20 protein-coding genes and 3 tRNA genes are annotated in these 23817 nt (G+C 70.0%); 8 read left to right on the forward strand and 15 right to left on the reverse strand.

Annotated features, from left to right (window positions below; translation table 11 throughout):
* Both leuD and leuC read right to left on the reverse strand, forming a co-directional pair.
* Positions 1–559, reverse strand: a 559-nt coding sequence (gene leuD, locus OUY22_RS24535; protein WP_270157491.1) for a 3-isopropylmalate dehydratase small subunit, incomplete at its 3' end; no start/stop codon positions are given.
* 13 nt (positions 560–572) lie between these two features.
* Complete coding sequence (gene leuC / locus OUY22_RS24540; RefSeq protein WP_270157492.1) at positions 573–1958, reverse strand: 3-isopropylmalate dehydratase large subunit; 1386 nt, start codon at positions 1956–1958, stop codon at positions 573–575.
* Positions 1959–2131: 173 nt separating this feature from the next.
* Between leuC and OUY22_RS24545 the strand changes: the two genes are divergently transcribed.
* Positions 2132–2848, forward strand: coding sequence for an IclR family transcriptional regulator (locus OUY22_RS24545; RefSeq protein WP_270157493.1), 717 nt, complete (start codon positions 2132–2134; stop codon positions 2846–2848).
* 125 nt (positions 2849–2973) lie between these two features.
* On the forward strand, positions 2974–4689 hold the full coding sequence (locus OUY22_RS24550) for a hypothetical protein (RefSeq protein WP_270157494.1): 1716 nt from the start codon (positions 2974–2976) through the stop codon (positions 4687–4689).
* A gap of 143 nt (positions 4690–4832) precedes the next feature.
* On the opposite strand, the gene OUY22_RS24555 is transcribed toward OUY22_RS24550, so the two are convergent.
* The 4 genes from OUY22_RS24555 to OUY22_RS24570 all read right to left on the reverse strand — a co-directional run bounded on the left by OUY22_RS24555 (position 4833) and on the right by OUY22_RS24570 (position 5811).
* A tRNA-Glu gene (locus tag OUY22_RS24555) sits at positions 4833–4905 on the reverse strand.
* An 18-nt stretch (positions 4906–4923) separates the two neighbouring features.
* Positions 4924–4999: transfer RNA gene (locus OUY22_RS24560), tRNA-Glu, on the reverse strand.
* 113 nt (positions 5000–5112) lie between these two features.
* Positions 5113–5697 (reverse strand): hypothetical protein, encoded by a 585-nt coding sequence (locus OUY22_RS24565; protein ID WP_270157495.1) that lies wholly within the window; start codon positions 5695–5697, stop codon positions 5113–5115.
* A 42-nt stretch (positions 5698–5739) separates the two neighbouring features.
* Positions 5740–5811: transfer RNA gene (locus tag OUY22_RS24570), tRNA-Gln, on the reverse strand.
* A gap of 144 nt (positions 5812–5955) precedes the next feature.
* Here OUY22_RS24570 and OUY22_RS24575 point away from each other — a divergent pair.
* Positions 5956–7923, forward strand: a complete 1968-nt coding sequence (locus OUY22_RS24575) for a M3 family metallopeptidase (protein ID WP_270157496.1) — start codon at positions 5956–5958, stop codon at positions 7921–7923.
* A gap of 202 nt (positions 7924–8125) precedes the next feature.
* Here the strand turns inward: OUY22_RS24575 and gltX are convergent, their stop codons facing one another.
* On the reverse strand, positions 8126–9499 hold the full coding sequence (gene gltX / locus OUY22_RS24580) for a glutamate--tRNA ligase (RefSeq protein ID WP_270157497.1): 1374 nt from the start codon (positions 9497–9499) through the stop codon (positions 8126–8128).
* A complete protein-coding gene (locus OUY22_RS24585) occupies positions 9492–10268 on the reverse strand; it encodes a fumarylacetoacetate hydrolase family protein (protein ID WP_270157498.1) in 777 nt (258 codons plus the stop codon). Before OUY22_RS24585 ends, gltX begins: the two co-directional genes overlap by 8 nt.
* A gap of 102 nt (positions 10269–10370) precedes the next feature.
* On the opposite strand from OUY22_RS24585, the gene OUY22_RS24590 reads away from it, so the two are divergent.
* Positions 10371–10757 (forward strand): antibiotic biosynthesis monooxygenase family protein, encoded by a 387-nt coding sequence (locus tag OUY22_RS24590; RefSeq protein WP_270157499.1) that lies wholly within the window; start codon positions 10371–10373, stop codon positions 10755–10757.
* A gap of 8 nt (positions 10758–10765) precedes the next feature.
* On the opposite strand, the gene OUY22_RS24595 is transcribed toward OUY22_RS24590, so the two are convergent.
* Positions 10766–11365 (reverse strand): HD domain-containing protein, encoded by a 600-nt coding sequence (locus tag OUY22_RS24595; protein ID WP_270157500.1) that lies wholly within the window; start codon positions 11363–11365, stop codon positions 10766–10768.
* A 164-nt stretch (positions 11366–11529) separates the two neighbouring features.
* Here OUY22_RS24595 and OUY22_RS24600 point away from each other — a divergent pair, with 164 nt between their 5' ends.
* Positions 11530–13161: a heparinase II/III family protein gene (locus OUY22_RS24600; RefSeq protein WP_270157501.1), complete on the forward strand. Its 1632-nt coding sequence runs from the start codon at positions 11530–11532 to the stop codon at positions 13159–13161.
* Between the two features lie 21 nt (positions 13162–13182).
* Here the strand turns inward: OUY22_RS24600 and OUY22_RS24605 are convergent, their stop codons facing one another.
* The 4 genes from OUY22_RS24605 to OUY22_RS24620 all read right to left on the reverse strand — a co-directional run bounded on the left by OUY22_RS24605 (position 13183) and on the right by OUY22_RS24620 (position 18495).
* Complete coding sequence (locus OUY22_RS24605) at positions 13183–14376, reverse strand: type II toxin-antitoxin system HipA family toxin (protein WP_270157502.1); 1194 nt, start codon at positions 14374–14376, stop codon at positions 13183–13185.
* The gene (locus OUY22_RS24610) at positions 14369–15970 is read right to left on the reverse strand and encodes a DUF262 domain-containing protein (protein WP_270157504.1); all 1602 of its coding nucleotides are present in this window, start codon (positions 15968–15970) and stop codon (positions 14369–14371) included. Before OUY22_RS24610 ends, OUY22_RS24605 begins: the two co-directional genes overlap by 8 nt.
* A 109-nt stretch (positions 15971–16079) precedes the next feature.
* Entirely contained in the window at positions 16080–17654 is a 1575-nt protein-coding gene (gene cimA / locus OUY22_RS24615) for a citramalate synthase (protein WP_270157505.1), read from the reverse strand.
* Between the two features lie 193 nt (positions 17655–17847).
* The gene (locus tag OUY22_RS24620; protein WP_270157506.1) at positions 17848–18495 is read right to left on the reverse strand and encodes a DsbA family protein; all 648 of its coding nucleotides are present in this window, start codon (positions 18493–18495) and stop codon (positions 17848–17850) included.
* 242 nt (positions 18496–18737) lie between these two features.
* Between OUY22_RS24620 and OUY22_RS24625 the strand changes: the two genes are divergently transcribed.
* The 3 genes from OUY22_RS24625 (at position 18738) to OUY22_RS24635 (ending at position 20961) form a co-directional block, all read left to right on the forward strand.
* Positions 18738–19082 (forward strand): YciI family protein, encoded by a 345-nt coding sequence (locus OUY22_RS24625; RefSeq protein ID WP_270157511.1) that lies wholly within the window; start codon positions 18738–18740, stop codon positions 19080–19082.
* A gap of 5 nt (positions 19083–19087) precedes the next feature.
* Complete coding sequence (locus tag OUY22_RS24630; RefSeq protein WP_270157507.1) at positions 19088–20335, forward strand: RNA polymerase sigma factor; 1248 nt, start codon at positions 19088–19090, stop codon at positions 20333–20335.
* Positions 20336–20415: 80 nt separating this feature from the next.
* On the forward strand, positions 20416–20961 hold the full coding sequence (locus OUY22_RS24635) for a Uma2 family endonuclease (protein WP_270157508.1): 546 nt from the start codon (positions 20416–20418) through the stop codon (positions 20959–20961).
* An 18-nt stretch (positions 20962–20979) separates the two neighbouring features.
* Here OUY22_RS24635 and OUY22_RS24640 read toward each other — a convergent pair whose 3' ends face one another.
* Together OUY22_RS24640 and OUY22_RS24645 are read right to left on the reverse strand one after the other, a co-directional pair.
* Positions 20980–22077, reverse strand: coding sequence for a branched-chain amino acid aminotransferase (locus tag OUY22_RS24640; RefSeq protein ID WP_270157509.1), 1098 nt, complete (start codon positions 22075–22077; stop codon positions 20980–20982).
* A gap of 169 nt (positions 22078–22246) precedes the next feature.
* Positions 22247–23293 carry a 3-isopropylmalate dehydrogenase gene (locus OUY22_RS24645; protein ID WP_270157510.1) on the reverse strand — a complete coding sequence of 349 codons (1047 nt, stop codon included), beginning with the start codon at positions 23291–23293 and terminating at the stop codon, positions 22247–22249.
* Between the last annotated feature and the right edge of the window lie 524 nt (positions 23294–23817).

The raw sequence follows: 23817 nt of genomic DNA on the forward strand, positions 1-23817 counted from the left end.
GACCATTCTCGTACGAGGTGATGTCGTCGGCGTGCCGCAGGGTCAGCCCGATGTCGTCGAGGCCCTCCATCAGCCGCCAGCGGGTGTAGTCGTCGATCTCGAACGCGACGGTCTCGTCGGCCCAGCGGACCTGACGCTCGACCAGGTCGACGGTCACGTCGAGCTCCGGGTCCGCCTCGACGGCCCGCTGCAGGGCCTCGACGCGGTCGCCGGGCAGCACGACCGGGAGCAGGCCCATCTTGGTGGAATTGTTGCGGAAGATGTCGCCGAAGCGGGCGGCGATGACGACGCGGAAGCCGTACTGCTGCAGCGCCCAGACGGCGTGCTCCCGCGAGGACCCGGTGCCGAAGTCCGGCCCGGAGACCAGGATCGAGGCGCCCGCGTAGGCGGGGTCGTTGAGCACGAACGAGGGGTCCTCGCGCCAGGCGGCGAACAGGCCCTTCTCGAACCCGGTGCGGCTGACCTGCTTGAGCCAGACGGCCGGGATGATCTGGTCGGTGTCGACGTTGCTGCGGCGCAGCGGCGCCGCCTTGCCGGTGTGGGTGGTGAAGGCGTCCATGGTGCGTGGTCTCCTAGAGGTCGGCGGGGGCGGTCAGGCGGCCGGTGATCGCGGTCGCGGCGGCGACCTGCGGCGACACGAGGTGGGTGCGGCCACCCTTGCCCTGCCGGCCCTCGAAGTTGCGGTTGGAGGTGGAGGCGCTGCGCTCGCCGGGCTGGAGCGTGTCGGGGTTCATGCCCAGGCACATGGAGCAGCCGGCCTCGCGCCACTCGGCGCCGGCGGCCTTGAACACCTCGTCCAGGCCCTCCTCCTCGGCTTGTTTCTTGACCATCATCGAGCCGGGCACGACCAGCATGCGGGTGGTGACCTTGCGGCCGCGCAGCACCTCGGCGGCCGAGCGCAGGTCCTCGATGCGGCCGTTGGTGCAGGAGCCGACGAAGACGGTGTCGACCTCGACGTCGCGCAGGGGCGTGCCGGGGGTCAGCGCCATGTACTCCAGCGCCCGCTCGGCAGCGGAGCGCGCCACCGGGTCGGTGAAGCTCTCCGGGTCGGGCACGCTCGCGCCGAGCGGCAGGCCCTGGCCGGGGTTGGTGCCCCAGGTGACGAACGGGGTGAGCGTCGTGGCGTCGATCTCCACGACCTTGTCGAACACGGCGTCGTCGTCGGTCCTGAGGGTCTTCCAGTACGCCACGGCCTGGTCCCAGGCCGCACCGGTGGGGGCGTGCGGGCGGCCCTTGAGGTAGTCGAACGTGGTCTCGTCGGGGGCGATCATGCCCGCGCGGGCGCCGGCCTCGATGGACATGTTGCAGACGGTCATGCGGCCCTCCATGGAGAGCTTGCGCACGGCCTCGCCGCGGTACTCGATGATGTAGCCCTGGCCGCCGCCGGTGCCGATCTCGGCGATGACCGCCAGGATCAGGTCCTTGGCCGTGACGCCGACGGGCAGCTCGCCGGAGACCTCGATGGCCATGGTCTTCGGGCGGTAGGCGGGCAGCGTCTGGGTGGCCAGCACGTGCTCGACCTCGCTGGTGCCGATGCCGAACGCGATGCCGCCGAACGCGCCGTGGGTGGAGGTGTGGGAATCGCCACAGACGATCGTCATGCCCGGCTGGGTCAGACCGAACTGCGGGCCGATGATGTGGACCACGCCCTGGCCGGCGTCGCCCATCGGGTGCAGCCGGATGCCGAACTCGGCGGCGTTCTTGCGCAGGGTCTCGACCTGGGTCTTGGAGACGGGGTCGGAGATCGGGCCGAGCACCGTGGGCACGTTGTGGTCCTCGGTGGCGATCGTCAGCTCGGGCCTTCGCACCTTCCGGCCGGCGAGCCGGAGCCCGTCGAACGCCTGCGGGCTGGTGACCTCATGGATGAGGTGCAGGTCGATGTAGAGCAGGTCGGGCTCGCCGTCGGCACGGCGCACGACGTGCTGCTCCCAGACCTTCTCCGCCAGTGTGCGGCCCATGGTTTCCTCCTGTTTCACAGGCGATGCTGCGCATCGCCGCTCGGTCGCCGAGACCCGGTCCCTCGTCGCTCCGGTCGCTTCGCTTCCTGCGCTCCTCAGCCGAGAGACCGGCGCTCCCTCGCGGGCACCCAGCCGACTTGCCTTCTCATATGGCGAGACTGCAGTATCGGTGTATGGACAACTCTAGCGGAGTCGGAGTACTGGACAAGGCCGTTCTGGTACTCAACGCCCTCGAAGCCGGACCGGCATCACTGGCGCAGCTCGTCCAGGCGACCGGCCTGGCCCGCCCCACGGCCCACAGACTCGCCGTCGCGCTCGAACACCACCGCATCGTGAGCCGCGACACCCAGGGCCGGTTCGTGCTCGGCCCGCGGCTCTCAGAGTTGTCGACCGCCGCCGGGGAGGACCGGCTGCTGGCGGTGGCCTCCCCCGTGCTGATCCACCTGCGGGACACCACGGGCGAGAGCGCGCAACTCTACCGCCGCCAGGGAGACGAGCGGGTGTGCGTGGCCGCGGCCGAACGCTCCAGCGGCCTGCGGGACACCGTGCCCGTCGGCTCCGCGCTGCCCATGACGGCGGGCTCGGCGGCGCAGATCCTGCTGGCCTGGGAGGAGCCCGACCGGCTGCACCGCGGGCTGCGCGGCGCCAAGTTCACCGCCGCCACGCTGGCGTCGGTGCGGCGGCGGGGCTGGGCGCACAGTGTGGGCGAGCGCGAGCAGGGGGTGGCCAGCGTCTCCGCGCCGATCAGGGGCAACGGCGGCAAGGTGGTCGCGGCCGTCTCGGTGTCGGGCCCGATCGAACGGCTGACGAGGGCGCCGGGGCGGCTGCACGCGGTGCCGGTGATGGCGTCGGCGGAGCGGATCACCGAGGCGATGCGGCGCACCTCGTGACCGGCCGCCCGCGCCCATCGGCCGGCCCTTGTCCGTCGCCGTGAGTCGCCGGGACGGGTCATGAAGCGGACCTCCCATCGGAATTCGGGGAGCCGAGTGTCTCGCGGGAGCACTAGCCTGAGTGCGTGACAGATCGCATCGAGGTAGCCGCCACTGAGCTGCGACCCCTGCTCGAAGAGTTCATCTTGTGGGCGCGCGCCAACGCGCCTGACAGCGACCCCGAGCTGGTGGGTCCCGCCGCCCTGTGGCACCGTCTCGCCTTCTCGCAGGACCTCGGCACGTGGAAGCGCGCCGACCTGCGCAACCTGCTGCTGGACCGCATGCCGAAGGTCGTGGACGATCCCGACGCCGCGGCCGACGGCATGCTGCCCGCCGTCGACGCCTACCTGACGTTCCTCTCGGAGACCGGCAGGCTGACCACGGGCTCCGACAGCCTCGACGATCTGCGGGCCGAGCTCGACGACGTCGAGGAGCCGTTCGTCGAGATCATGGAGGATCTCATCGACGACCTCGAAGGCGACGAGGACGACGAGGAGGCCGGCGACCTGGGCGACCTGGAGCCGTTCGCCGAGGCGCTGGCCGCCCTGCCGACGATCCGGCTGCGTCCCGACACCGAGCTGGCCGCGGCCGCCCGGGAGGTGCCGCTGATCGCCCAGGCCCGCGACCTGGCCCTGTGGGTGGGCTCGGGCCGGCGCATGGGCGACGACACCCTGCTCAGCGACGCCGAGATCGAGGAGGCGCTGGCCGCCGTCGGCCTGCCCAGGCCGGACACGCAGGGACCGCTGGCGGAGTCCGTCCCGCACCTGTGGAACGTCTGGAACCTCGCGGTGGACCTGGAGTTCCTGGAACCGGGCGAGGGCAACACGGTCGCGGTCCAGGACGACACCTCGGAGTGGCCGTTCGACGACGACGAGGACGTGCTCGACGCCTGGATGCTCGGCCTGCACTCGGTCGACTACGGCGACCCGGAGCCGGCGGACGACGACCTCGCCATGGCCCTGGCCGGTCTGACCCGCAACCTGCTCGTCCGGCTGCTGCTCGCGGGCGGTTCGCGGGAGCTGCCCGAGTTGCGCGAGGAGCTGGCGGGGGCCGTCGCCGACAACGACGAGCTGGGCGGCGACGCCTGGGAGGCGACGGGCGACCCGCTGGCCTCCGTGCTCACCTGGCTGACCGGCTACGGCATGGTCGAGGTCGACGGCGACACGGTCAGGCTCACCCCTCTCGGCACCGAAGGCGTCGTCCACCTGGTGGACGACTCCGACCTCGAGATCGACGCCCGCCCGGCGATCGAGACGATGAGCGCCCACGAGCTGCTGGTGCTCAGCGCCGAACTGCCGGAGGAGGAGGCCGACGCCGAGCTGGCCGCGTGGATGCGGCTGCGCGAGCCCGTCACGGCCGCGCAGGAGCTGCTGGAGGCGGCGGCCCAGGACGAGGCCGACGCGCTGATCCGGGTGCAGGCGGCCAGCGTGGTCGGCGCGCTCGGCGCCGCCGCGGTCCCGGCCTGGCAGGCGGCTCTCGAGCAGCCGTCGTTGCGCCCGTACGCGGCCACCCACCTGAGCCAGCTGGAGGTGGAGGGCGCGCCGCAGCCGACGCAGGACGACACCTACTGGCTGATCCTCGACATGTGGACGATCTCGGCCGGGCTGGGCCGGACGGAGTTCGTGGGGAGCCTGCGCGACATCGATCCGGAGATGCTCAACGAGCTGCTGGAGGTGATCTGGAAGATCCCGCACGCGCACGTCGAGGAGTTGCTGGACCGGATCTCCCAGGTCCATCCCGACAAGCAGGTGGCCAAGGCGGCGCGCCGGGCGCTGTTCAAGGCCCGCTCGGCGACGCCGTAGCCGGTGGGGAGAAACCCGCCGCCCGTCCGGTCTCCCGGAGGGCGGCGGGTGTCCCGGAATGAGTCCGCGCATCCGAAAAAAGGCGACCGGTAGCGGGAAAAGCGAAAAGACCCGGTCTGTGGACCGGGTCTTCGTCGAAGGCGTAGTCCCGACCGGATTCGAACCGGCGCTACCGCCTTGAGAGGGCGGCGTCCTGGGCCACTAGACGACGGGACCTTCGTGAGCTTGCGGCAGTGGTAGTCCCGACCGGATTCGAACCGGCGCTACCGCCTTGAGAGGGCGGCGTCCTGGGCCACTAGACGACGGGACCCTGTCCACAAGCGGTGTGCCGGGGACCTCCCCGGCAACGGACGTAACTCTACCGCACGCCAAGTAGCACTCCAAACCGCTTTGCCTCCCCCTGGGGGAGCATGATCGCGGCCGTCAGGATCGGGGCATCAGGTCGGGCCGGTGACGGCGCACCCACTCGCCCATGCGCCCGTGTTCCCACAGCGGTTCGACGGCTCCCAGGGGGATGCTGAGCCGCTGCAGGCCGGTGGCGGGGTCGACCGGCACCCGGTCCAGATGGGCGCACATCCAGCCGGAGACGCGGGGCGGCGCCTCGCGCTCGCCCCAGCCGACCAGGCCGAGGCTCTGCATGGCTCCCGCGCGCACCCGGACGCCGCCTGGGCGCGTCACTCGCCGGGCGCTGGGCATGCGGCTCTCCACCGCGTCCACGCGCTCGATGTCGGCCCACTTCAGCCGGAGGCGGAAGCCGTACGTGTCGGCCATCTCCACCCCCGCGTCGGAGAACCGGACGACGGTGCCGCGGACCATGCGGCGGTATCGGGACACCAGCACGCCGACGAGCGCGCCGGTGGCGGCCGTCGCGAGGACCAGGCTCCACAGACCGTCACGGGTGAGGACGCCGGCCAGCACGACGGCGACGACGAAGAACAGCGCGAGATACAGCGCGAAGGGAGCGACGAAGCGGCCTAAAGCCCGCTGCCGGATCCGGAACTCTTCCATAAAACCAAAAAACGGATGCCCTTATCAGACATCCGTCTCATGCTGGGGTACCAGGACTCGAACCTAGACTAACTGAACCAGAATCAGTCGTGCTGCCAATTACACCATACCCCACCGCTCGCGAGCCCCTGCGGAGCGCGCTCGGCGACGTCCGAAAGAATAGCCCAGTGGAGGGGGTAAGGCCAAAACGAATCCGCGACACCCCTGCGGACATGCCAAGCTGAAGGGGACGAACCGCCTCGTGGAGGAGCCCCAGCGTTGGCCGACAACCCCTTCTTCGCCCCCAGCAGCCTCCCCTACCGGCTGCCTCCGTTCGCCGAGATCCGCGAGGAGCACTACCTGCCCGCGTTCGAGCGGGGGATGGCCGAGCACCTGGCCGAGGTCGCGGCGATCGCCGGCGACGAGGACCCGCCCACGTTCGACAACACCATCGCCGCGCTGGAGCGATCCGGCCGGATCCTGCGCCGCACGGCCACGGTGTTCTTCAGCGTGGCCGCGTCCAACACCTCCGACGCCGTCATGGAGATCGAGAAGCGCGTCTCGCCCGAGCTGACCCGGCACAATGACGCGATCCTGCTCGACCGGGCGCTGTGGGCCCGCGTCAAGCGGGTGACCACGGACGACCCGGAGCAGGCGTGGCTGCTGGAGAAGTACCGGGAGGACTTCGTCAGGGCCGGCGCCGACCTGACCGAGCCGGAGCAGGACCGGTTGCGGCGGCTCAACGAGGAGCTGTCCAGGCTGTCGACCGAGTTCTCGCAGAACCTGCTCAAGGCCTCGACCGAGTCGGCGCTGGTGGTCGAGGACGCCAAGGAGCTCGACGGGCTGGACGAGGCCACGATCAGGTCGCTGGAGAAGGACGGCCGCTACGTGCTGCCGCTGCTCAACTTCACCAACCAGCCCGCGCTGGCCCAGCTCACCGACCGGGGCGTGCGCAGGCGGCTGTTCGAGCTGAGCGTCGGCCGCGCGCCGGCCAACTTCGGGCTCGCCGTCCGCATGGCCACGCTGCGCGCCGAGCGCGCCGCCCTGCTCGGCTTCCCGAACCACGCCGCGTACGTGGTCGCCGACCAGACGGCCAAGACCGTGGAGGCGGTCGAGGAGATGCTGGGCCAGCTCGTCGGCCCGGCGGTGCGCAACGCCGAGGCGGAGGCGCAGGCGCTGGCCGAGCAGGCGGGGTTCGCGATCGAGCCGTGGGACTGGTCCTTCTACGCGGAGAAGCTGCGCCGGGCCCGCTACGACCTCGACGCCGACGCCATGCGGCCCTACTTCGAGCTGGACCGGGTCTACCGCGACGGGGTGTTCAAGGCGGCGACGCTGCTGTACGGGGTGACCTTCACCGAGCGGCCCGACCTGGCGGGCTACCACGCCGACGTGCGGGTCTTCGAGGTGTTCGACGAGGACGGCTCCGCACTCGGCCTGTTCCTGCTCGACCCGTTCGCCAGGGCGAACAAGCGCGGCGGGGCCTGGATGAACAACCTGGTCGACCAGTCGTTCCTGTTCGACGAGAAGCCGGTGGTGATGAACAACCTGAACATCACCAAGCCGGCGACCGGGCCGACGCTGCTGTCGTACGACGAGGTGAACACCGCCTTCCACGAGTTCGGCCACGCGCTGCACGGGCTGTTCAGCCGGGTGCGCTTCCCGCGGGTGTCGGGCACGCGGGTGCCGCGCGACTTCGTGGAGTACCCGTCGCAGGTCAACGAGATGTGGCTGACCTGGCCCGAGATCCTGGAGAGCTACGCCCGCCATCACGAGACCGGCGAGCCGATGCCGGCCGAGCTGGTGGAGAAGCTGAAGGCGGCGGAGAGGTTCAACCAGGGCTTCAAGACGGTCGAGTATCTCGCGGCCACGCTGCTCGACTGGGCCTGGCACAAGCTGGCGCCGGGCGAGGAGGTGGCCGACGCCGAGGCGTTCGAGAAGGCGGCGCTGGAGGCGGCCGGGATCGCCTTCGCGCCCGTCCCGCCGCGCTACCGGACCAACTACTTCATGCACATCTTCTCGGGCGGGTACAGCGCCGGCTACTACTCCTACATCTGGAGCGAGGTGCTGGACGCCGAGAGCGTGGAGTGGTTCAAGGAGAACGGCGGGCTCAAGCGCGCCAACGGCGACCACTTCCGAGGCGAGCTGCTGTCGCGGGGCGGCAGCGTGGACCCGCTGGCGTCGTTCCGCGCCTTCCGCGGCCGCGAGGCGAGCATCCGCCCGCTGCTGGAGCGACGCGGCCTGCTCTAGACGGCTCTGGACGGCTCTGGACGGCTCTGGACGCCTTCAGGACGGCTTCAGAGGAGCGCCTCGGCGTTCTCGGCCGCCCACTGCGCGAACGGGCGTTGACCATGAACTCGGTCGGCTGCGCGTACGTCCAGTCCAGGTCGCTGCCGGTCACCGCGGACGTCCCGCACCTCAGCGGGCAGGTCGGCGGTGACCGGGGCGGCGATCAGCCTCGCAGGCGTGCCAGCGCGGCACGGAGGCGGTCGCGGGCGCGTTCGCGGCCGAGCACCTCGATCGACTCGAACAGCGGCAGGCCGACCGTCCGGCCGGTGATCGCCACCCGCACCGGGGCCTGGGCCTTGCCGAGCTTGAGCCCCTGGGCGGCGCCGACCTCCTCCAGCGCCTCCTTGAGCGACTCGGGGTCCCAGCTCACGGTGTCGAGCCGCTCAAGGTAGCCGCTGAGGATCTCCTCAGGGGAGTTCTTCATCGCCTTGTCCCAGGAGGGCTGGTCGAACACCGGCTCCTCCAGGAACAGGAAGTCGACGTTCTGCCGGATCTCCGACAGCACCGCGACCCGGGTCTGCGCCAGCGGGGCGACCTTGCTGAAGAGCTCATGGTCCCAGGACGGTTCGAGGTAGGGCAGGCAGCGCTCCTCGAACGTCTCCAGCGGCAGCGTCCTGATGTACTCGCCGTTGAAGGCGCGCAGTTTCTTCTCGTCGAAGAAGGCGCTGGAGGAGTTGACGTCCTCCAGCCGGAACAGGGGCGCCATCTCCGACCACGGCATGATCTCGCGGTCGTCCCCCGGACCCCAGCCGAGCAGCATGAGGTAGTTGACCATGGCCTCGGCGAGGTAGCCCTCGGCGCGGTAGTCCTCCAGCGCGACCTTGTCGCGGCGCTTGGAGAGCTTCTTGCGCTGCTCGTTGACGATCACCGGCAGGTGGGCCCACACCGGCGGGGTGGCGCCCAGCGCCGGCCAGAGCAGCTCCTGCTTGGCGGCGTTGCCGAGGTGCTCCTCGCCGCGCACCACGTGGGTGATGCCCTGGGTGATGTCGTCGACCGCGTTGGCCAGCACGTAGAGGGGCGAGCCGTCGGTGCGGGCGATGACGAAGTCTTCCTGCGCCTCGTTGGGGAACTCCACGTTGCCGCGGACCAGGTCCTCGACCACGGTGACCCCCTCGTCGGGGGTGCGGAAGCGGACCGCGCCCGCGGTCAGTCCGCGCTCGCGGCAGTGGCCGTCGTAGCCGCGGTGCTCGGAGCCGGTGCGGGCGACCAGCCGCTCGCGGGTGCAGTCGCAGTAGTAGGCCCTGCCATCGGCCAGCAGCTTGGCCACCGCCTCGCGGTGCTGCGGCTCGAACGTCGACTGGAAGTAGGGGCCCTCGAACGCGGGGTTGGTGCCGTTGACGCCGATCCAGTCGAGGGCCGAGATGATGCCCTCGGTCCACTCGGGACGGTTTCTCGACGCGTCGGTGTCCTCGATGCGCAGCACGAACCGGCCGCCGGACTGCTCGGCCAGCGCCCAGTTGAACAGGGCCGTGCGGGCGCCGCCCACGTGGAACATGCCGGTCGGGGACGGGGCGAAGCGCACCCGTAGATCAGTCACGTGCAACCACCTTGTTCGTGAGAGTGCCGATGCCCTCGATGCCGACGCTGACCTCGTCGCCGATCTCCAGCGGGCCGACGCCCGCGGGCGTGCCGGTCAGGATCACGTCGCCGGGGATCAGCGTCATGACCGCGCTGACGTGGGCGACCAGGGCGGGGATGTCGTGGATGAGCTGGCTGGTGCGGCCGCTCTGCCGGATCTCGCCGTTGACGGACGTGGTGAGCGCCAGGTCGGACGCGTCGAGGTCGGTCCGGATCCACGGGCCGAGCGGGCAGAAGGTGTCGAAGCCCTTGGCCCGGGTGAACTGCACGTCCTTCTTCTGCAGGTCGCGGGCGGTGACGTCGTTGGCACACGTGTAGCCGAAGATCACGTCCTTGACCCGCTCGACCGGCACGTCGCGGCAGAGCCTGCCGATCACGACGGCCAGCTCGCCCTCGTGGTCGACGCGGTGGGAGAGCGACGTCGGGTAGGCGATGGACTCGCCGGGACCGATCACCGAGGTGGACGGCTTGAGGAAGATCAGCGGCTCGTCGGGCACCTCGTTGCCCATCTCCCTGGCGTGCTCGGCGTAGTTGCGGCCGATCGCCACGACCTTGCTCGGCAGCATCGGGGCGAGCAGCTTCACCTGCGACAGGGGGAACCGCTCGCCGGTGAACTGCACCTGGTTGAACGGATGACCCGCGACGGCGGAGACGACCTCCTCACCGGGGCCGCCCTCGACCACGCCGAACGCCACGCCTTCGCCTGCGGAGAACCTCGCTATACGCACCCGACAAGGCTATCGCCGCCACCGGCGGGGTCCGCCCAGGGAACGGGACGCCGCCGTGATTTGCTTGTCGGGCAAGCGCCGGAACGTCCTGGAGGAGCTCCCGTGTCCGTGGTGAAGATCAACGTGCTGACCGTTCCCGCCGAGATGCGCGAGACCCTGGAGAAGCGGTTCTCGAACCGGGCGGGGCTGGTGGAGTCGGCTGACGGGTTCGAGTGGTTCGAGCTGCTCCGCCCGGTCGAGGGCACCGACCTCTACCTCGTCTACACGCGCTGGCGCAGCGAGGAGGACTTCCAGCGCTGGCAGGAGAGCCAGGCCTTCCAGCGCGGCCACGCCCAGGCCGCCGCGGAGCGCGGCGGCGAGGGACACGGGCAGGCGCAGGGCCAGGCGCACGGGCACGGGCATGGGCATGGGCACGGGCAGGGCCCGGCCGCCTCCGCCTCGGAGGTGTGGACCTTCGAGGTGGTCCAGAACGCCTCACCCGCGTCCTGAGGCCGGCCTCAGAGGCGGTCCAGCGGGTTGGCGGCGATCCGGTCGAGGACGCCACCCCGCAGGGCGGACCCGGCGACGCTCGACGGCTTGCGCCGCCCCTGCTCGGTGATGCACCCGGCGAACTCCGCGGCCAGGTCGAGCCTCGGGTGGCGGCGCAGCGCCTCGTCCCGGACGTCCGGCGGGATGTCCTCGGTGCGCCGCCCCGAGATGTCCATGGCGGTCGACAGCTCCAGCAGGTGGCCCTCCGGGTCGCGGTCCACCGGCACCTCGTCCCACATGTGACGGACGATCACCTCGGCGGCACGCGTCCGGCGCTCCTCCGGCCATCCGGCGCCCGCCGTGAACGCCCAGGCCACGTGGCCGCCCGCCTCCTCGAACGGCACCGCGTGGCTGTCGAACTCCGGCGTCAGGCCCAGGTCGTGCAGCATCGCCGACACGTAGAGCAGCTCGGCGTCGAACGCGATGCCGTTCGCCTGCCCGTGGGCGGCGGCGAACACGTAGGCCCTGATGGAGTGGTTCAGGAGCGAGGGCGTCTGGTACTTGGTGGCCACCTCGAGGGCCGCGTGGCACACGGGCGTGTCGGGGAACACGATGTCCTCATATCTCATGACCTTTAGCATGTCCGATACCGTGTCCGAACGGGTGCCCGGGGCCTGACAGGCGCCGGACCCGAGGGAATCGGCGGCCGACGCTCGCGCACCCGACTTGACCAGGTGATCGCGATTCGGACAGCATGATTCACCCTCACCTCTTTGGCCCGAAAGGAATCGGCGTGCGCCGCCTCGCGATCCCCCTTGCTCTCACGCTCGTCCTCGGCGCTGCTGGGAGCCCGGCCCAGGCGGACGCCCCCGTCAAGCGCACCGCCGAGTGCCAGGGCGACTGGCTGCCCGGCACCCCCACGGCCGGCGACGTGATGCGCGGCGAGATCTCGCTGGTCGGGCTGCCCTCCTACAAGCTCGGCAAGAAGATCAACTGGACCGCGAGCCCGTACAAGAACCGCTCATGGGAGTACGTCTTCCACTCGCTGCGCTGGATGGGCACGCTCGTCGTCGAGTACGAGAACACCGGCGAGAAGCGTTACCTGGACCGCGCCAAGGAGATCACCAAGGACTGGGTGGCGAACAACAGGCACGGCGCCCGCGGCACCAGGTCCTACGTCTGGAAGGACCACCCGGTCTCGCTGCGCACCCAGCCGCTCGTCTGCCTGAGCAGGCACGTGAACGAGAGCTGGCTGAAGGAGAGCCTGTCCGTCCACGCCAAGCTGCTGTCGGACCCCCGGCTCTACAAGAAGGGCCACAACCACGGCATCGACCAGGACATCGCGCTCATGGCCATCGGCTGCCGATACGGCCGCAAGGACTGGTCCGACCTGGCGTCCAGGCGGCTGACCGGCACCGTGAAGCTGGACGTCGACGCCCAGGGCGCGCTGATGGAGCAGGCGCCGCGCTACGCCGTCTACGTGTACGGCAGGCTCCAGGTCGCGATGACCAACATGCGCGCGTGCGGCCGTACGGTGCCCGGCGAGATCGGCAGGCGGGCCGAGGCGATGAAGGACTTCATCGCCCACTCCACCCAGCCGAACGGCTACATGGTGCCGATCGGCGACGGCAGCGCCGAGACCGAGCCGAAGATGGAGACGGGCACGCCGAAGGAGAAGGTCCGCACGTACCGGGCCGGGTACGTCTACGGCCGCACCGACTGGGACAAACGCGAATCGGCGTACTACTCGATCAGGTTCGGTCCCGGCATGAAGGACCACGGCCACGAGGACCACCTCGGCGTCACCTACTACGCCCAGGGCCGCGACATCCTCGTCGACGCCGGCTTCCACTCCTACGAGAAGACCGCGTACCGCTACTGGACCCTCTCCCCCGAGGCGCACAACGTGCCGACCGTGGTGGGCCAGCGGTTCCGGCCGCGCACCGCCAGCAAGCTCGACAAGGCCGTGTACGGCAAGGACCGCCAGGCGTTCCGGCTGTCGGACAAGGCCTACGGCGTCACCCGCACCCGGTCGGTGCTCGTCGGCCACGGCGAGGACGTGATGGCGGTGCACGACACCGCCGCCGGCGGCAAGAAGGTCCGCAGCCTGTGGCGCTTCGACGAGGACCTGAAGCTGATCTCCAACAAGGGCGGCCGGGTGGTGCTCGGCGACGGCTCGTTCAAGGTCACGCTGGTGCAGCTCTCCTCCTGCCGGCCGGTGGGCGGGCAGAAGGTGGAGCGGGGCGGCAAGCGCGGCTGGGTGTCGCCGACCTACCTGTCGAAGAAGCCTGCCAACGTCGTGGTATCGCCCGCCGCGACGTCGCTGCTGACGATCGTGGTGCCGGGCACGGACGACCCGAAGGTCTCGTGCTCGGGCGGAAAGGTCACGGTCAACGGCGCGACGTTCCCGGCGCGCCTCCTCTGACCGCGCAGGTGGTCCACCGTGCTATCGCTTCACCTCCTTCACCAGAGGGAGTGACCGCAACCGCTTCTCGATGTGGGCGGTCACGAAGGCCGGAGCCAGTGGTGCGGCCTGAGGCCACGTTTCCAGGAGCGCCGTCACGGTGTCGGCGACGACGGTGCTGACGTGGTCCGGGTCGAGGTCTGCGCGACGGGCCAGATTCCGGAAATTGTGCAAGGTGATGTGCTTGGCGATCCTGCCTCCGTTCACCGGGAACGCGAGTTCTTCGGCGCGGAACTCCTCGTAGGCCGACACGGATACGAAGTCGTATGCCGGGGAGAGTCTCGCTGTGATCCCATCGGGGTAACGGAGAGTCCAGTTCTTGAGGTGCGCGTCCAGATTCCCCATGACCACGATAGAGGCGAGCCTGCGCAGGTACTCCTCGATATCCTGCGGACACACCGTCTTGATGAACCGGGCCAGGCCCGTGTAGGTCGCTTTCTCGTATTTGGACGCGACCGCGACCTCTCTTATCTGGGCGAAATCCTCCTGATGGACACGGTGCCCGGCGGGCCTGTCGAACCGTCTCACCGCGAACGCATTCTCCTCGGGGAAGATCAAGCCAGCTGGCAGGCCGCTGAGGTCGGCTCCCGTGAGGAGCCGGATGTCCGGCACGTCGACACCCGCCAGCTTTGCCCACGTCAACATGGCGTACTCGTTGGCGGGAACCTCGGGAAACCGACGGTCGGGAAGCTTGACGATCCAGTCGCCTCCCCGTCCGGACATCGGCAGGACCAGACCCTTGCCCTCCCACCGCATGGAGAACTTCGCCTGCACTCCGGCCAGGGAGAATCTCACCTTTCCTGTTTCGTCATCGGAGGAACGACATTCCAGATCCAGGATTGGCGAGGTCTTGGGTTCCGGTACGACCCGTACGTTTCCCGGGAGATCTTCACCCAGGAAGAGCAGGACCTGAAAGTCGTGCAGGTGGGATCGGCCCAGTTCGCGGCCGATCAGGTTACGCAATCCGCTGCCGGTTTCGGGTAGGAGATTGGCGAACCACTCCGGCACCGAGCCACTACCCGACCGGCGCTTACGAGGGTTCGCCTCGAACGCCTGGCCCAGGACGGGATGTTCGGGCTCCCGGTCCTCGTAGTCGAACCAGGTACTGCCGGCACGGTAGCTCAGAGTGCCGACTCGGCGATGGCCGAGGAAGACGCCGGCCGTGATGTCAGTCAAACTCTTCACCTTCGCCGAGTAGCGCCGTCACATCGGGCCCGTCCGGGAAGCCGAACAGCGCGCGGCTCTGCACGTGGTCGGCGATGACCGACCTCACTTCTTCGGCACGTCTCCGCAGGAAACCGTCCAGCCGCCCGCCGCGAAGCAACGCCATGGACGCGGCGTCCAGGCAATGGCCGGCGAGCACGCGATCATCGAATTCCTGACGCATGAGCAGATCCACGATGGGTTCTTCGGAGGGGGGATGGATCAGCCGGTTGGCCAGCTCATGTCCAGAAGGACTCGAGTCCTGGATGATGGGAATCAGTGGGCCTCCGTCATCCAGCAACCGCATCACATCGATCGGCTCTCCAGACTTCGCCGGGTCGGCGAAGAGGCGTCTCGGCGACCGGGACAGCAGGCCGAGCACGTTGACCCTCCCCTCCACGCGGTCGAGCCCGACCTTCGACAGGTCAGGGCTCCACCGGTCCATCCGTGGCAGCAGGCCGAGGAGTCGTTGTGCGCTTGCCAGAGGATCGGTGTGGACGGCCGCGGTCGCGCTCCTCAACTCCACCGTGTCGGCGTGAAAACCCCTCAGAACCGCGCTCCGCCAGATCCAACGCCGGATCAGCTCGGCGGCTCTGCCCTGCGGCGGACCGAAGGTCGCCACGTATCCGGCCAGTACAGGGATGCACCACTCGCGAGGCACCAGTCGGACGTGGGGAATCCCCGCCTCGTCACGAAGGTAGTCGACGACATGTCCGAGCGCGGACTCGGTCCGCGCGAAAGTCTTGCGCCTGTCGTCGTCGTCAACGAACTCGTCGCGGAGATCACGGTCGGCCTCAACGCCCCTGATCGCCAGGAGGCTCTGCACGAGGATCTGTTCCGGCAACTCGCCGAACCCGAACGTGCGGACGCTGTCACGCAGCATCCGTAGGTCACCGGGCTTCCCCTTCCCTGACATGGCGTGCAGGGCGTTGAACACCTCGGTGCTCTTCAACGGCTTCCCGAACGTGTTCGTACGCTCGAAGATGTCCCGCAGCGCGTCCTCATGGTGGCCTGTGACGACGTACATGGGGATCCGGTAGTCCCGGACAGCGGCCACCACCTGGTCGACCAGGGCTATCTGCTCACTGCTGAGGTGCGCCCGAGCCCGGATCCAAGCGTTGACTCCGGCCGGGTCCAGCACCAGGGACATGGGGAACCGGTCTTCGCCGGGCTGGTGCCGACGCGGCAGTGAGACGAAAGTCCTCTGAGCGACATCGAAATAGATGCGGAACCGTGGGTCCACGGTCTCCTCGGTGGCGGTGAGCGCACCCACCAGGCTGGTTATCCGCTGCTGGCCGTCCACCACCCAGAAGGCGTCGCCGACCGCGTCCGCTTCGATCCGCAGATGGCCGATCAGCACACTCGCCGCGGTCGCCGGCCGCTGCCAGAACAGCACGATGCCGATGGGGTAGCCCCGCAGGACGCTGTCGAACAGCCGGGTGACGTCGTCCTGGTCCCATCGGTACGAGCGCTGGAACGTAGGCATCCTGATCCGCCCCTGGAGCGCCAGGTCGACCAGGTCGCCCGGTGAGATGCTGTCGACTTTCGGACGAGTCGCCGCCGCCATCCTGGCATCCTCTCACGACCACCTCACCAGGGCTTTCCCCGCGCCGCCGGAGCCGAAAGCCCATCAGGGGCGCTGCCCACGCGCCCACCGGCAGCGCCCCTGAACGGCGTCAGCACTCGTGGCCGGCGCGGAGCAGGCCGTACGTGACCGCCTGCTCCAGCGCCTGCCAGGACGCGTCGATGACGTTCTGGCCGACGCCGACCGTGGACCACTCGGTGGCGTCGTCGCTGGAGGTGATGAGCACGCGGGTGACGGCGCCGGTGCCGTGGGTGCCCTCCAGGATGCGGACCTTGTAGTCGACCAGCTCCACCTTGGCCAGGTCGGGGTAGAGCCTCTCCAGCCCCAGCCGGACCGCCTTGTCCAGGGCGTTGACGGGGCCGTTGCCCTCGCCGGTGGCGACGATCCGCTCGCCCTTGGCGTGCAGCTTCACCGTGGCCTCGCTGACCAGGTCGCCGCCCTTGGTGTGCTCGACGATGACCCGCCAGGACTCGACGTCGAAGTGACGCCTGCGCTCGCCGCGTACGGTGTCGCGCAGCAGCAGCTCGAACGAGGCGTCGGCGGCCTCGAACGTGAAGCCCTTGGACTCCAGGTCCTTGACCCGGGTGACCAGTTCCTTGGTGTTGCCGGGGGTGAGCTCGTAGCCCAGCTCGCGGCCCTTGAGCTCGACCGAGGCGCGCCCGGCCATGTCGGAGACCAGCATGCGCATGTCGTTGCCGACCTGGGCCGGGTCGATGTGCTGGTAGAGGTTGGGGTCGACCTTGATGGCGCTGGCGTGCAGGCCGGCCTTGTGGGCGAACGCCGAGGTGCCGACGTACGGGGCGTGGGAGTTGGGGGTGACGTTGGTGACCTCGGTGATCGCGTGCGCGATGCGGGTCATGTCGGCCAGCGCCTGCGGCGGCACCAGCTCGAACCCGCGCTTGAGCTGCAGGTTGGCGACCACGGTGAAGAGGTTGGCGTTGCCGGAGCGCTCGCCGTAGCCGTTGGCGCAGCCCTGCACGTGGGTGGCGCCGGCCTTGACCGCGGCCAGCGTGTTGGCGACTGCGCAGCCGGTGTCGTCGTGGCAGTGGATGCCGACCCGGGCGCTGGTCTGGACGGCGGCGTGGACGATCTCGGCCAGCTCGTCGGGGAGCATGCCGCCGTTGGTGTCGCACAGGGCGATCACGTCGGCCCCGGCCTCGGCTGCGGTCCTGACGACTTCCAGCGCGTAGGCTGGGTTGGACGTGTAGCCGTCGAAGAAGTGCTCGGCATCGAGGAAAACGCGCTGGCCCTCCGCACGGAGGTGAGAGACCGTGTCGCGGATCATCGCGAGGTTCTCCTGGAGAGTCGTGCGGAGAGCCAGCTCCACGTGCCGGTCGTGACTCTTGGCGACAAGGGTCACGACCGGCGCGCCGGATTCGCGCAGAGCGGCGACCAGAGGGTCGTCGGCCGCCTTCACACCTGCCCGGCGGGTCGCGCCGAACGCGGCTAGCTGCGCGTGCTTCAGGTCGAGCTCTGTGCGAGCGCGCCTGAAGAACTCGGTGTCCTTGGGGTTGGCGCCGGGCCAACCGCCCTCGATGAAGCCGACGCCCAGTCCGTCCAGGTGGCGCGCGACAGCGAGCTTGTCGGCCACCGTGAGGTTGAGCCCCTCCTGCTGTGCGCCGTCACGCAGCGTGGTGTCGTAGACGTGGAACCGGTCGTCGGCCATGGGTTCTCTTTCTGGGAAGTCGAGGAAAAGAAAAAGACCCCTCACGGACGTGAGAGGTCTGCGCGCTGGCGGTGTCCCTGCGTCAGCCAGCGCGCCTGCCGATAATGAGCAGACCGTAGAACATGGTGCTCCCGAGTCTGCCACACGAATCCAGTGCCCTGGACATCGATCTCATGATTCGGGACAGTTTTTGTCAGACGGTGACCCCGTCACCGCCTGTGATGGCCTTCTCCAGCGCCACCGGGTCGAACGCCTCGTTGCCGAGCACCGTGCCGTCGAGCACGACGGTCGGCGTGCCCTCGATGCGGATGCCGGCGGTGTCCCGCAGGTGCGCCTCGGCGTAGGCCTGGGAGGTGACGCACGACTCGGCGGACGGCGCGCCGGCCTTCCGCGCGGCGGTCACCAGCTCCGCCACCGTGAATCCGGACGCCACGCCGTGCGGCGCCGGCTGCATCGCGTACAGCTCGTCCCGGAACGCCAGCCAGTTCGACTCGGGCACGCACCGCGCGGCCGCGGCGGCCCTGACGGAGTTCGACCGGGACGGCTCCTGGCGGAAGATCGTGACGGGGTGGTAGACGACCTTGACCTTGCCCTCACGGGCCAGCCGCTGGATCGTGTCGTCGACCCGTGCGTGCAGCTCCTTGCAGACGGGACACTCGAAGTCCTCGTACAGGTCGAGCACCGGCGCCTTCCCGCCCCGGTCGGCCAGCACCATCGACCCGTCAGGCTGCCGCATCAGCCGCACGCCCTCGGACGCCGGCCCCTGCTGGACCAGCGTCACGACGGCCATCACGGCCAGGACCGCCACGGCGGCCACCACGGCCGCCACCCTCTTGTTCATCCGCCCCGCTCTCGTCCACCGATCGCCGCGACCCTACCGGAACCAGGACATGGGGTGTTATCTGGCAGCTTCAGGCCAGAATCACCCCAGTGAAGGCAGGTGTCGTCGATCGGTGAGCAGCTCGCCCCGCGCCCGCCCGATCCGACCCCGGCGCACATGCGTGCCGCGGGCCTGTCCATCCGGCGAGGTCCCGTTCGTAGACAGGGCACAGGCACGACAGAAGGAGCGAGAACGTGAAGTACATGATGCTGATCAACAGCGCCGGGACCGGCGAGGCGCAGGAGGAGGCGTGCGAGGCGTCCTTCGAGGACTGGCAGGCGTTCGACCGGGCCGTGAAGGACGCGGGGATCTTCGTGACCGGCCACTCGCTGGCCGACCTGACCACCGCGACGGTCGTACGGGTGGACGCCGGGGGGCGGCGGACCATCACCGACGGGCCGTTCGCCGAGACCCGTGAGGTTCTCGGCGGCTACTACGTGATCGACGTCCCCGACCTCGACGCGGCGCTCGACTGGGCGGGCCGCTGCCCGGGCGCCGCCGGCGGCGGCTCGGTGGTGGTGCGGCCGATCGCCGAGTTCGAGGGCTGACCGTCGTGACCGGCCCGCACACCGAGCACGTGGAGGCGGTCTTCCGCGAGGAACGCGGCCGGCTGCTCGCCGCACTCGCGCGCCGCTTCGGCGATCTGGACCTGGCCGAGGAGGTCACGTCCGAGGCGATCGAGGCGGCGCTGGTGCGCTGGCCGGTCGACGGGGTGCCGCCCAGGCCGGGGGCGTGGCTGATGACCACGGCCCGGCGCCGGGCCGTGGACCGGCTGCGACGTGACAGGGCGTACGCCGCCCGGCTCGCGTTCCTCGCGGTGGAGGCGGACCGGGCGGCGCCCCCCGCCGGCGCGGGCGGCGACCTGCCCGACGAGCGGCTGCAGCTCTTCTTCACCTGCGCCCACCCGGCGCTGAACGCCGAGGACCGCGGCGCGCTGACGCTGCGCTGTCTCGCCGGGCTGGCCACCCCGGAGGTGGCGCGGGCGTTCCTGGTGCCGGAGGCGACGATGGCCAAGCGGATCGTGCGCGCCAAGAGGAAGATCCGCGAGGCGCGCATCCCGTTCCGCGCGCCCGGCAGGGACGAGTTGCCCGAGCGGCTCCCCGGGGTGCTCCAGGTGATCTACTCGATCTTCACCGAGGGGTACGCGGCCAGCGCGGGGCCGGATCTGCAGCGGCCCGACCTCGCCGAGGAGGCCATCCGCCTGGTCAGGATCCTGCGTCGCCTGCTGCCCGCCGAACGCGAGGTCGCCGGGCTGCTCGCGCTCATGCTGCTGATCCACGCCCGGCGCGACGCCCGCACCGGGCCCGGCGGTGAGCTCGTCCTGCTCGGCGAGCAGGATCGCGGCCGCTGGGACCGGACGATGATCGAGGAAGGGCTCCGGCTGGTGCCCGTCGCGCTGGGCGGTGGCCCGCCCGGCCCGTACGGGGTGCAGGCCGCGATCGCCGCGCTGCACGACGAGGCCGCGGACGTCGCGACCACCGACTGGCCGCAGATCGTGGCGCTCTACGACCTCCTGCTCGCGCTCACGCCCTCCCCCGTCGTGGAGCTGAACCGGGCGGCGGCCGTCGCCCTGCGCGACGGCCCGGAGGCGGGCCTGGCGCTGCTCGACGAGCTGGCCGGCGAGCCGCGGCTGCGCGCGTACGCCCCCTATCCGACGGCCCGGGCCGACCTGCTGCAACGGCTCGGCCGGCTGCCGGAAGCCGCGGCGGCCTACCGCGAGGCGCTCGGCCTGGCGGGCACCGAACCGGAACGCGCCCACCTGCGCCGCCGCCTGGCCGCCGTCGACCCGGACGCGGACTGACCTTTACCCGGCCATTGCCCCAGCGACCAGGGACGATTACGCTCTGCACGAAATGGTGACCGACTGTGAGAGCCGGGGACATGATCAGGCCTGTCGAAGAGCGCTACCGCACCGTCCGCGACCTGTTCCCGGAGCTCCGCATCGAGCGGATCAACGGCCGCATCGTGGTCAACGAGCCCGGCACCTGGCAGCACAACACCGTCATCGCCCAGCTGCTCGCCCAGCTGGCGCCCGTGGTCGCCGAACGCCGCTGGGAGATCTGGCCCAACATCACCGTCCACCTCGGCGACGAGGCCGACCGTTACGTCCCCGACCTGACGGTCGTGCCGCAGAACCCCGTCATGGAGACCGACGAGGCCGTGCGCGGCGCCAGCACCCTCCTGCTGGTGGACGTGGTCTCGGCCGGCAACGCCTACGACGACCACGTGATCAAGCCGATGGGCTACGCCCCGGCCGGGGTGCCGCTCTACCTGGTGGTCGACCCGTTCCAGCGCCTGCTGAAGCTGCACAGCCGGCCGGAGGCGGGCGGGTACGCGTGCGAGACGGTGGAGCCGGTGGGCGCTCCGCTGCCCCTCCCGGCCCCGTGGGACTGCCTGCTCGACACGACGAGGCTGCTGAACCTCTGACCCGCCCGCCCCGGACGCTCAGCCGATCTTGTGGACCCAGTCGCGGGTGTCCGGGCGCGCCCCGTACTGGATGCCCACCAGCTCCTCACGGATGCGCATCGTCACCGGCCCCGGCGTCCCCTCTCCCACGGTCCAGGACCGGTCGGCCCCCTTGACGAACCCGACGGGGGTGACGACCGCGGCGGTCCCGCAGGCGAAGACCTCCGTGAGCTCGCCGGACTCGCAGCCGGCCTGCCACTCCTCGACGGTGATGGCGCGCTCCTCCGCCCGCAGCCCGAGGTCGGCGGCGAGGGCGAGAATGGAGTCGCGGGTGATGCCGGGCAGCAGGGTGCCGGTCAGGGCGGGGGTGACGAGCGTGTCGCCGAAGACGAAGAACAGGTTCATCCCGCCCATCTCCTCGACGTACCGGTGTTCGGCCGCGTCCAGCCAGACCACCTGGTCGCAGCCGTTCTCCACGGCCCGGCGCTGGGCGACGAAGGCGGCCGCGTAGTTGCCGCCGCACTTGGCGAAGCCGGTGCCGCCGGGAGCGGCGCGAGTGTACTCGGTGGACAGCCAGACGGACACGGGCTTGAGGCCGCCGGTGAAGTAGGAGGCCGCGGGCGAGGCGATGACGAGGTAGCGGTAGGTCTTGGAGGGCCAGTTGACGCCCAGCCCGACCTGGGTGGCGATCATGAAGGGGCGCAGGTAGAGGCTGTGCCCCTCGGTGGTGGGCACCCAGTCCCTGTCGGTCTGGACGAGGAGTTCGAGCGACTCGACGAAGGTGTCCTCGGGCAGCTCGGGCATGGCCATGCGCTCGGCGGAGCGGTTGAACCGCGCGGCGTTGGCGTACGGGCGGAACATCACCACCGAGCCGTTGACCTGACGGTAGGCCTTGAGCCCTTCGAAGAGCTCCTGGGCGTAGTGGAAGACGGAGGTGGCGGGGTCCAGGGTGAGCGGCGCGTACGGCTCAAGCCTGGCGTCATGCCAGCCCCGGCCCTCGGTGTAGTCGATCGAGACCATGTGATCGGTGAAGACCTGCCCGAAGCCGGGACTGGCCAGCACCTGCTCGCGCTCGGCCGCGGTGCGAGCGTGGTCGGATAGCTGCACGTCGAAGCTGAGCTTCTGAGCGATGGTCATGAGGTGGTCCTTGTCTCTGCGGTTCCTGCGGGCTGCCGCGCGACGGCAGTCCGTACTTCCTATTGTCTCGCCATTTGGGATTGCAAGGGGTACTTGTCCGTTTGGACATGAGAAAGCGCCCGGTGGTCCTTGAACGGACCGCCAGGCGCTTTCTGAGCAAGGGCGGCCCCTAGCTCGATACTCGCTCGGTGATGTCGTCGCCGATCTCGCGGGTGGAACGGCTGCTCCATCCCGCCAGCCGCTCCACGATGTCGTCGGCGACGGCCTGCTCGACCTTGGCCGCCTCGTCGCGCAGGCCCAGGTGGTCGAGCATCATGGCGACGGACAGGATGGTGGCGGTGGGGTCGGCCTTGCCCTGCCCGGCGATGTCGGGCGCGCTGCCGTGGACCGGCTCGAACATGCTCGGCGCGGTGCCCTCGGGGTTGATGTTGCCGCTGGCGGCCAGCCCGATGCCGCCGGCGATGGCGGCGCCGAGGTCGGTGATGATGTCGCCGAAGAGGTTGTCGGTGACGACCACGTCGAACCGCTCGGGCTGGGTGACGAAGAACATCGAGGCGGCGTCGACGTGGCTGTAGTCGGTCGTGACGTCGGCGTACTCCTCCGCGACCCGGTTGACGGTGCGCTGCCAGAGGTCGCCGGCGAAGGTGAGCACGTTGGTCTTGTGGACCAGGGTGAGCTTCTTGCGCGGACGCGAGCGGGCCTTCTCGAACGCGTAGCGCACCACCCGCTCGACGCCGTGGGCGGTGTTGAGCGACTCCTGGGTGGCGATCTCGTACGCGGTGCCACGGCGCATGGTGCCGCCGGTGCCGGCGTAGAGGCCCTCGGTGCCCTCGCGGATGACGACCATGTCGATGTCCTCGGCCGGGGTGTCGGCCAGCGGCGTCTCGACGCCCGGGAAGAGCTTGACCGGGCGCAGGTTGACGTAGTGGTCGAAGGCGAAGCGGATCTTGAGCAGCAGGTCGCGCTCCAGCACGCCCGGCGGGACGCTGGGGTCGCCGACGGCGCCGAGCAGGATGGCGTCGTAACCGCGCAGCTCCTCCAGCACGGAATCCGGCAGGGTCTCACCGGTGCGGTGGTAGCGGGCGGCGCCCAGGTCGTAGTGGGTGGCATCGATCTTGGTGCCGACGGCCTCGAGGACCTTCAGCCCTTCGGCCACCACCTCGGTGCCGATGCCGTCTCCCGGGATGACGGCCAGGCGGATGTTGCGCGACTCCATGGGCGTACCTTACCGGCTCGTCTCGTCAGACGAACACTTGATCTCATCTAGTGGACAGGTGGCACTGCTGCCGAGCTCAATCTCTCACACCGGAGGCGCACCGGGGTGTCATGACCGCGCCTGACCACCGGCCGGAAGCGGCCGTCCGCTACCGGCTGGAGTTCTGGGGCGCGCCGCCGTTGTCACGGCGGTCCAGGGCGGTCTGCAGGGCCTCGGCGGCCTCGTCGCGGTGCTCGTCGGCGGTGTACTCGCGCATGGTGATCATCTCGTTTCGCGGGGTGTGTGGTTGCAGTGAGTCGGAACCCCGGTCGCGGACCCGACCGGACCTGAGCTCGCCGGTCCGGGTCACGGACCGGGCGATGGGGCTTACCGGCCGACACGACGCCGCTCACCGCGGCGGGTCGTCGACCTGCCCTAACAGGCCCCGCCGCGGCAGGCAATGAGTACGAGCACCTGACGCATCACCTGTCAGATTACCCGAGCATCTCGTTGGGCGTCCTAGCATCTCGCATGCCGAGACAACG

This window comes from Nonomuraea corallina (assembly GCF_027620315.1).
GTDB lineage: Bacteria > Actinomycetota > Actinomycetes > Streptosporangiales > Streptosporangiaceae > Nonomuraea > Nonomuraea corallina.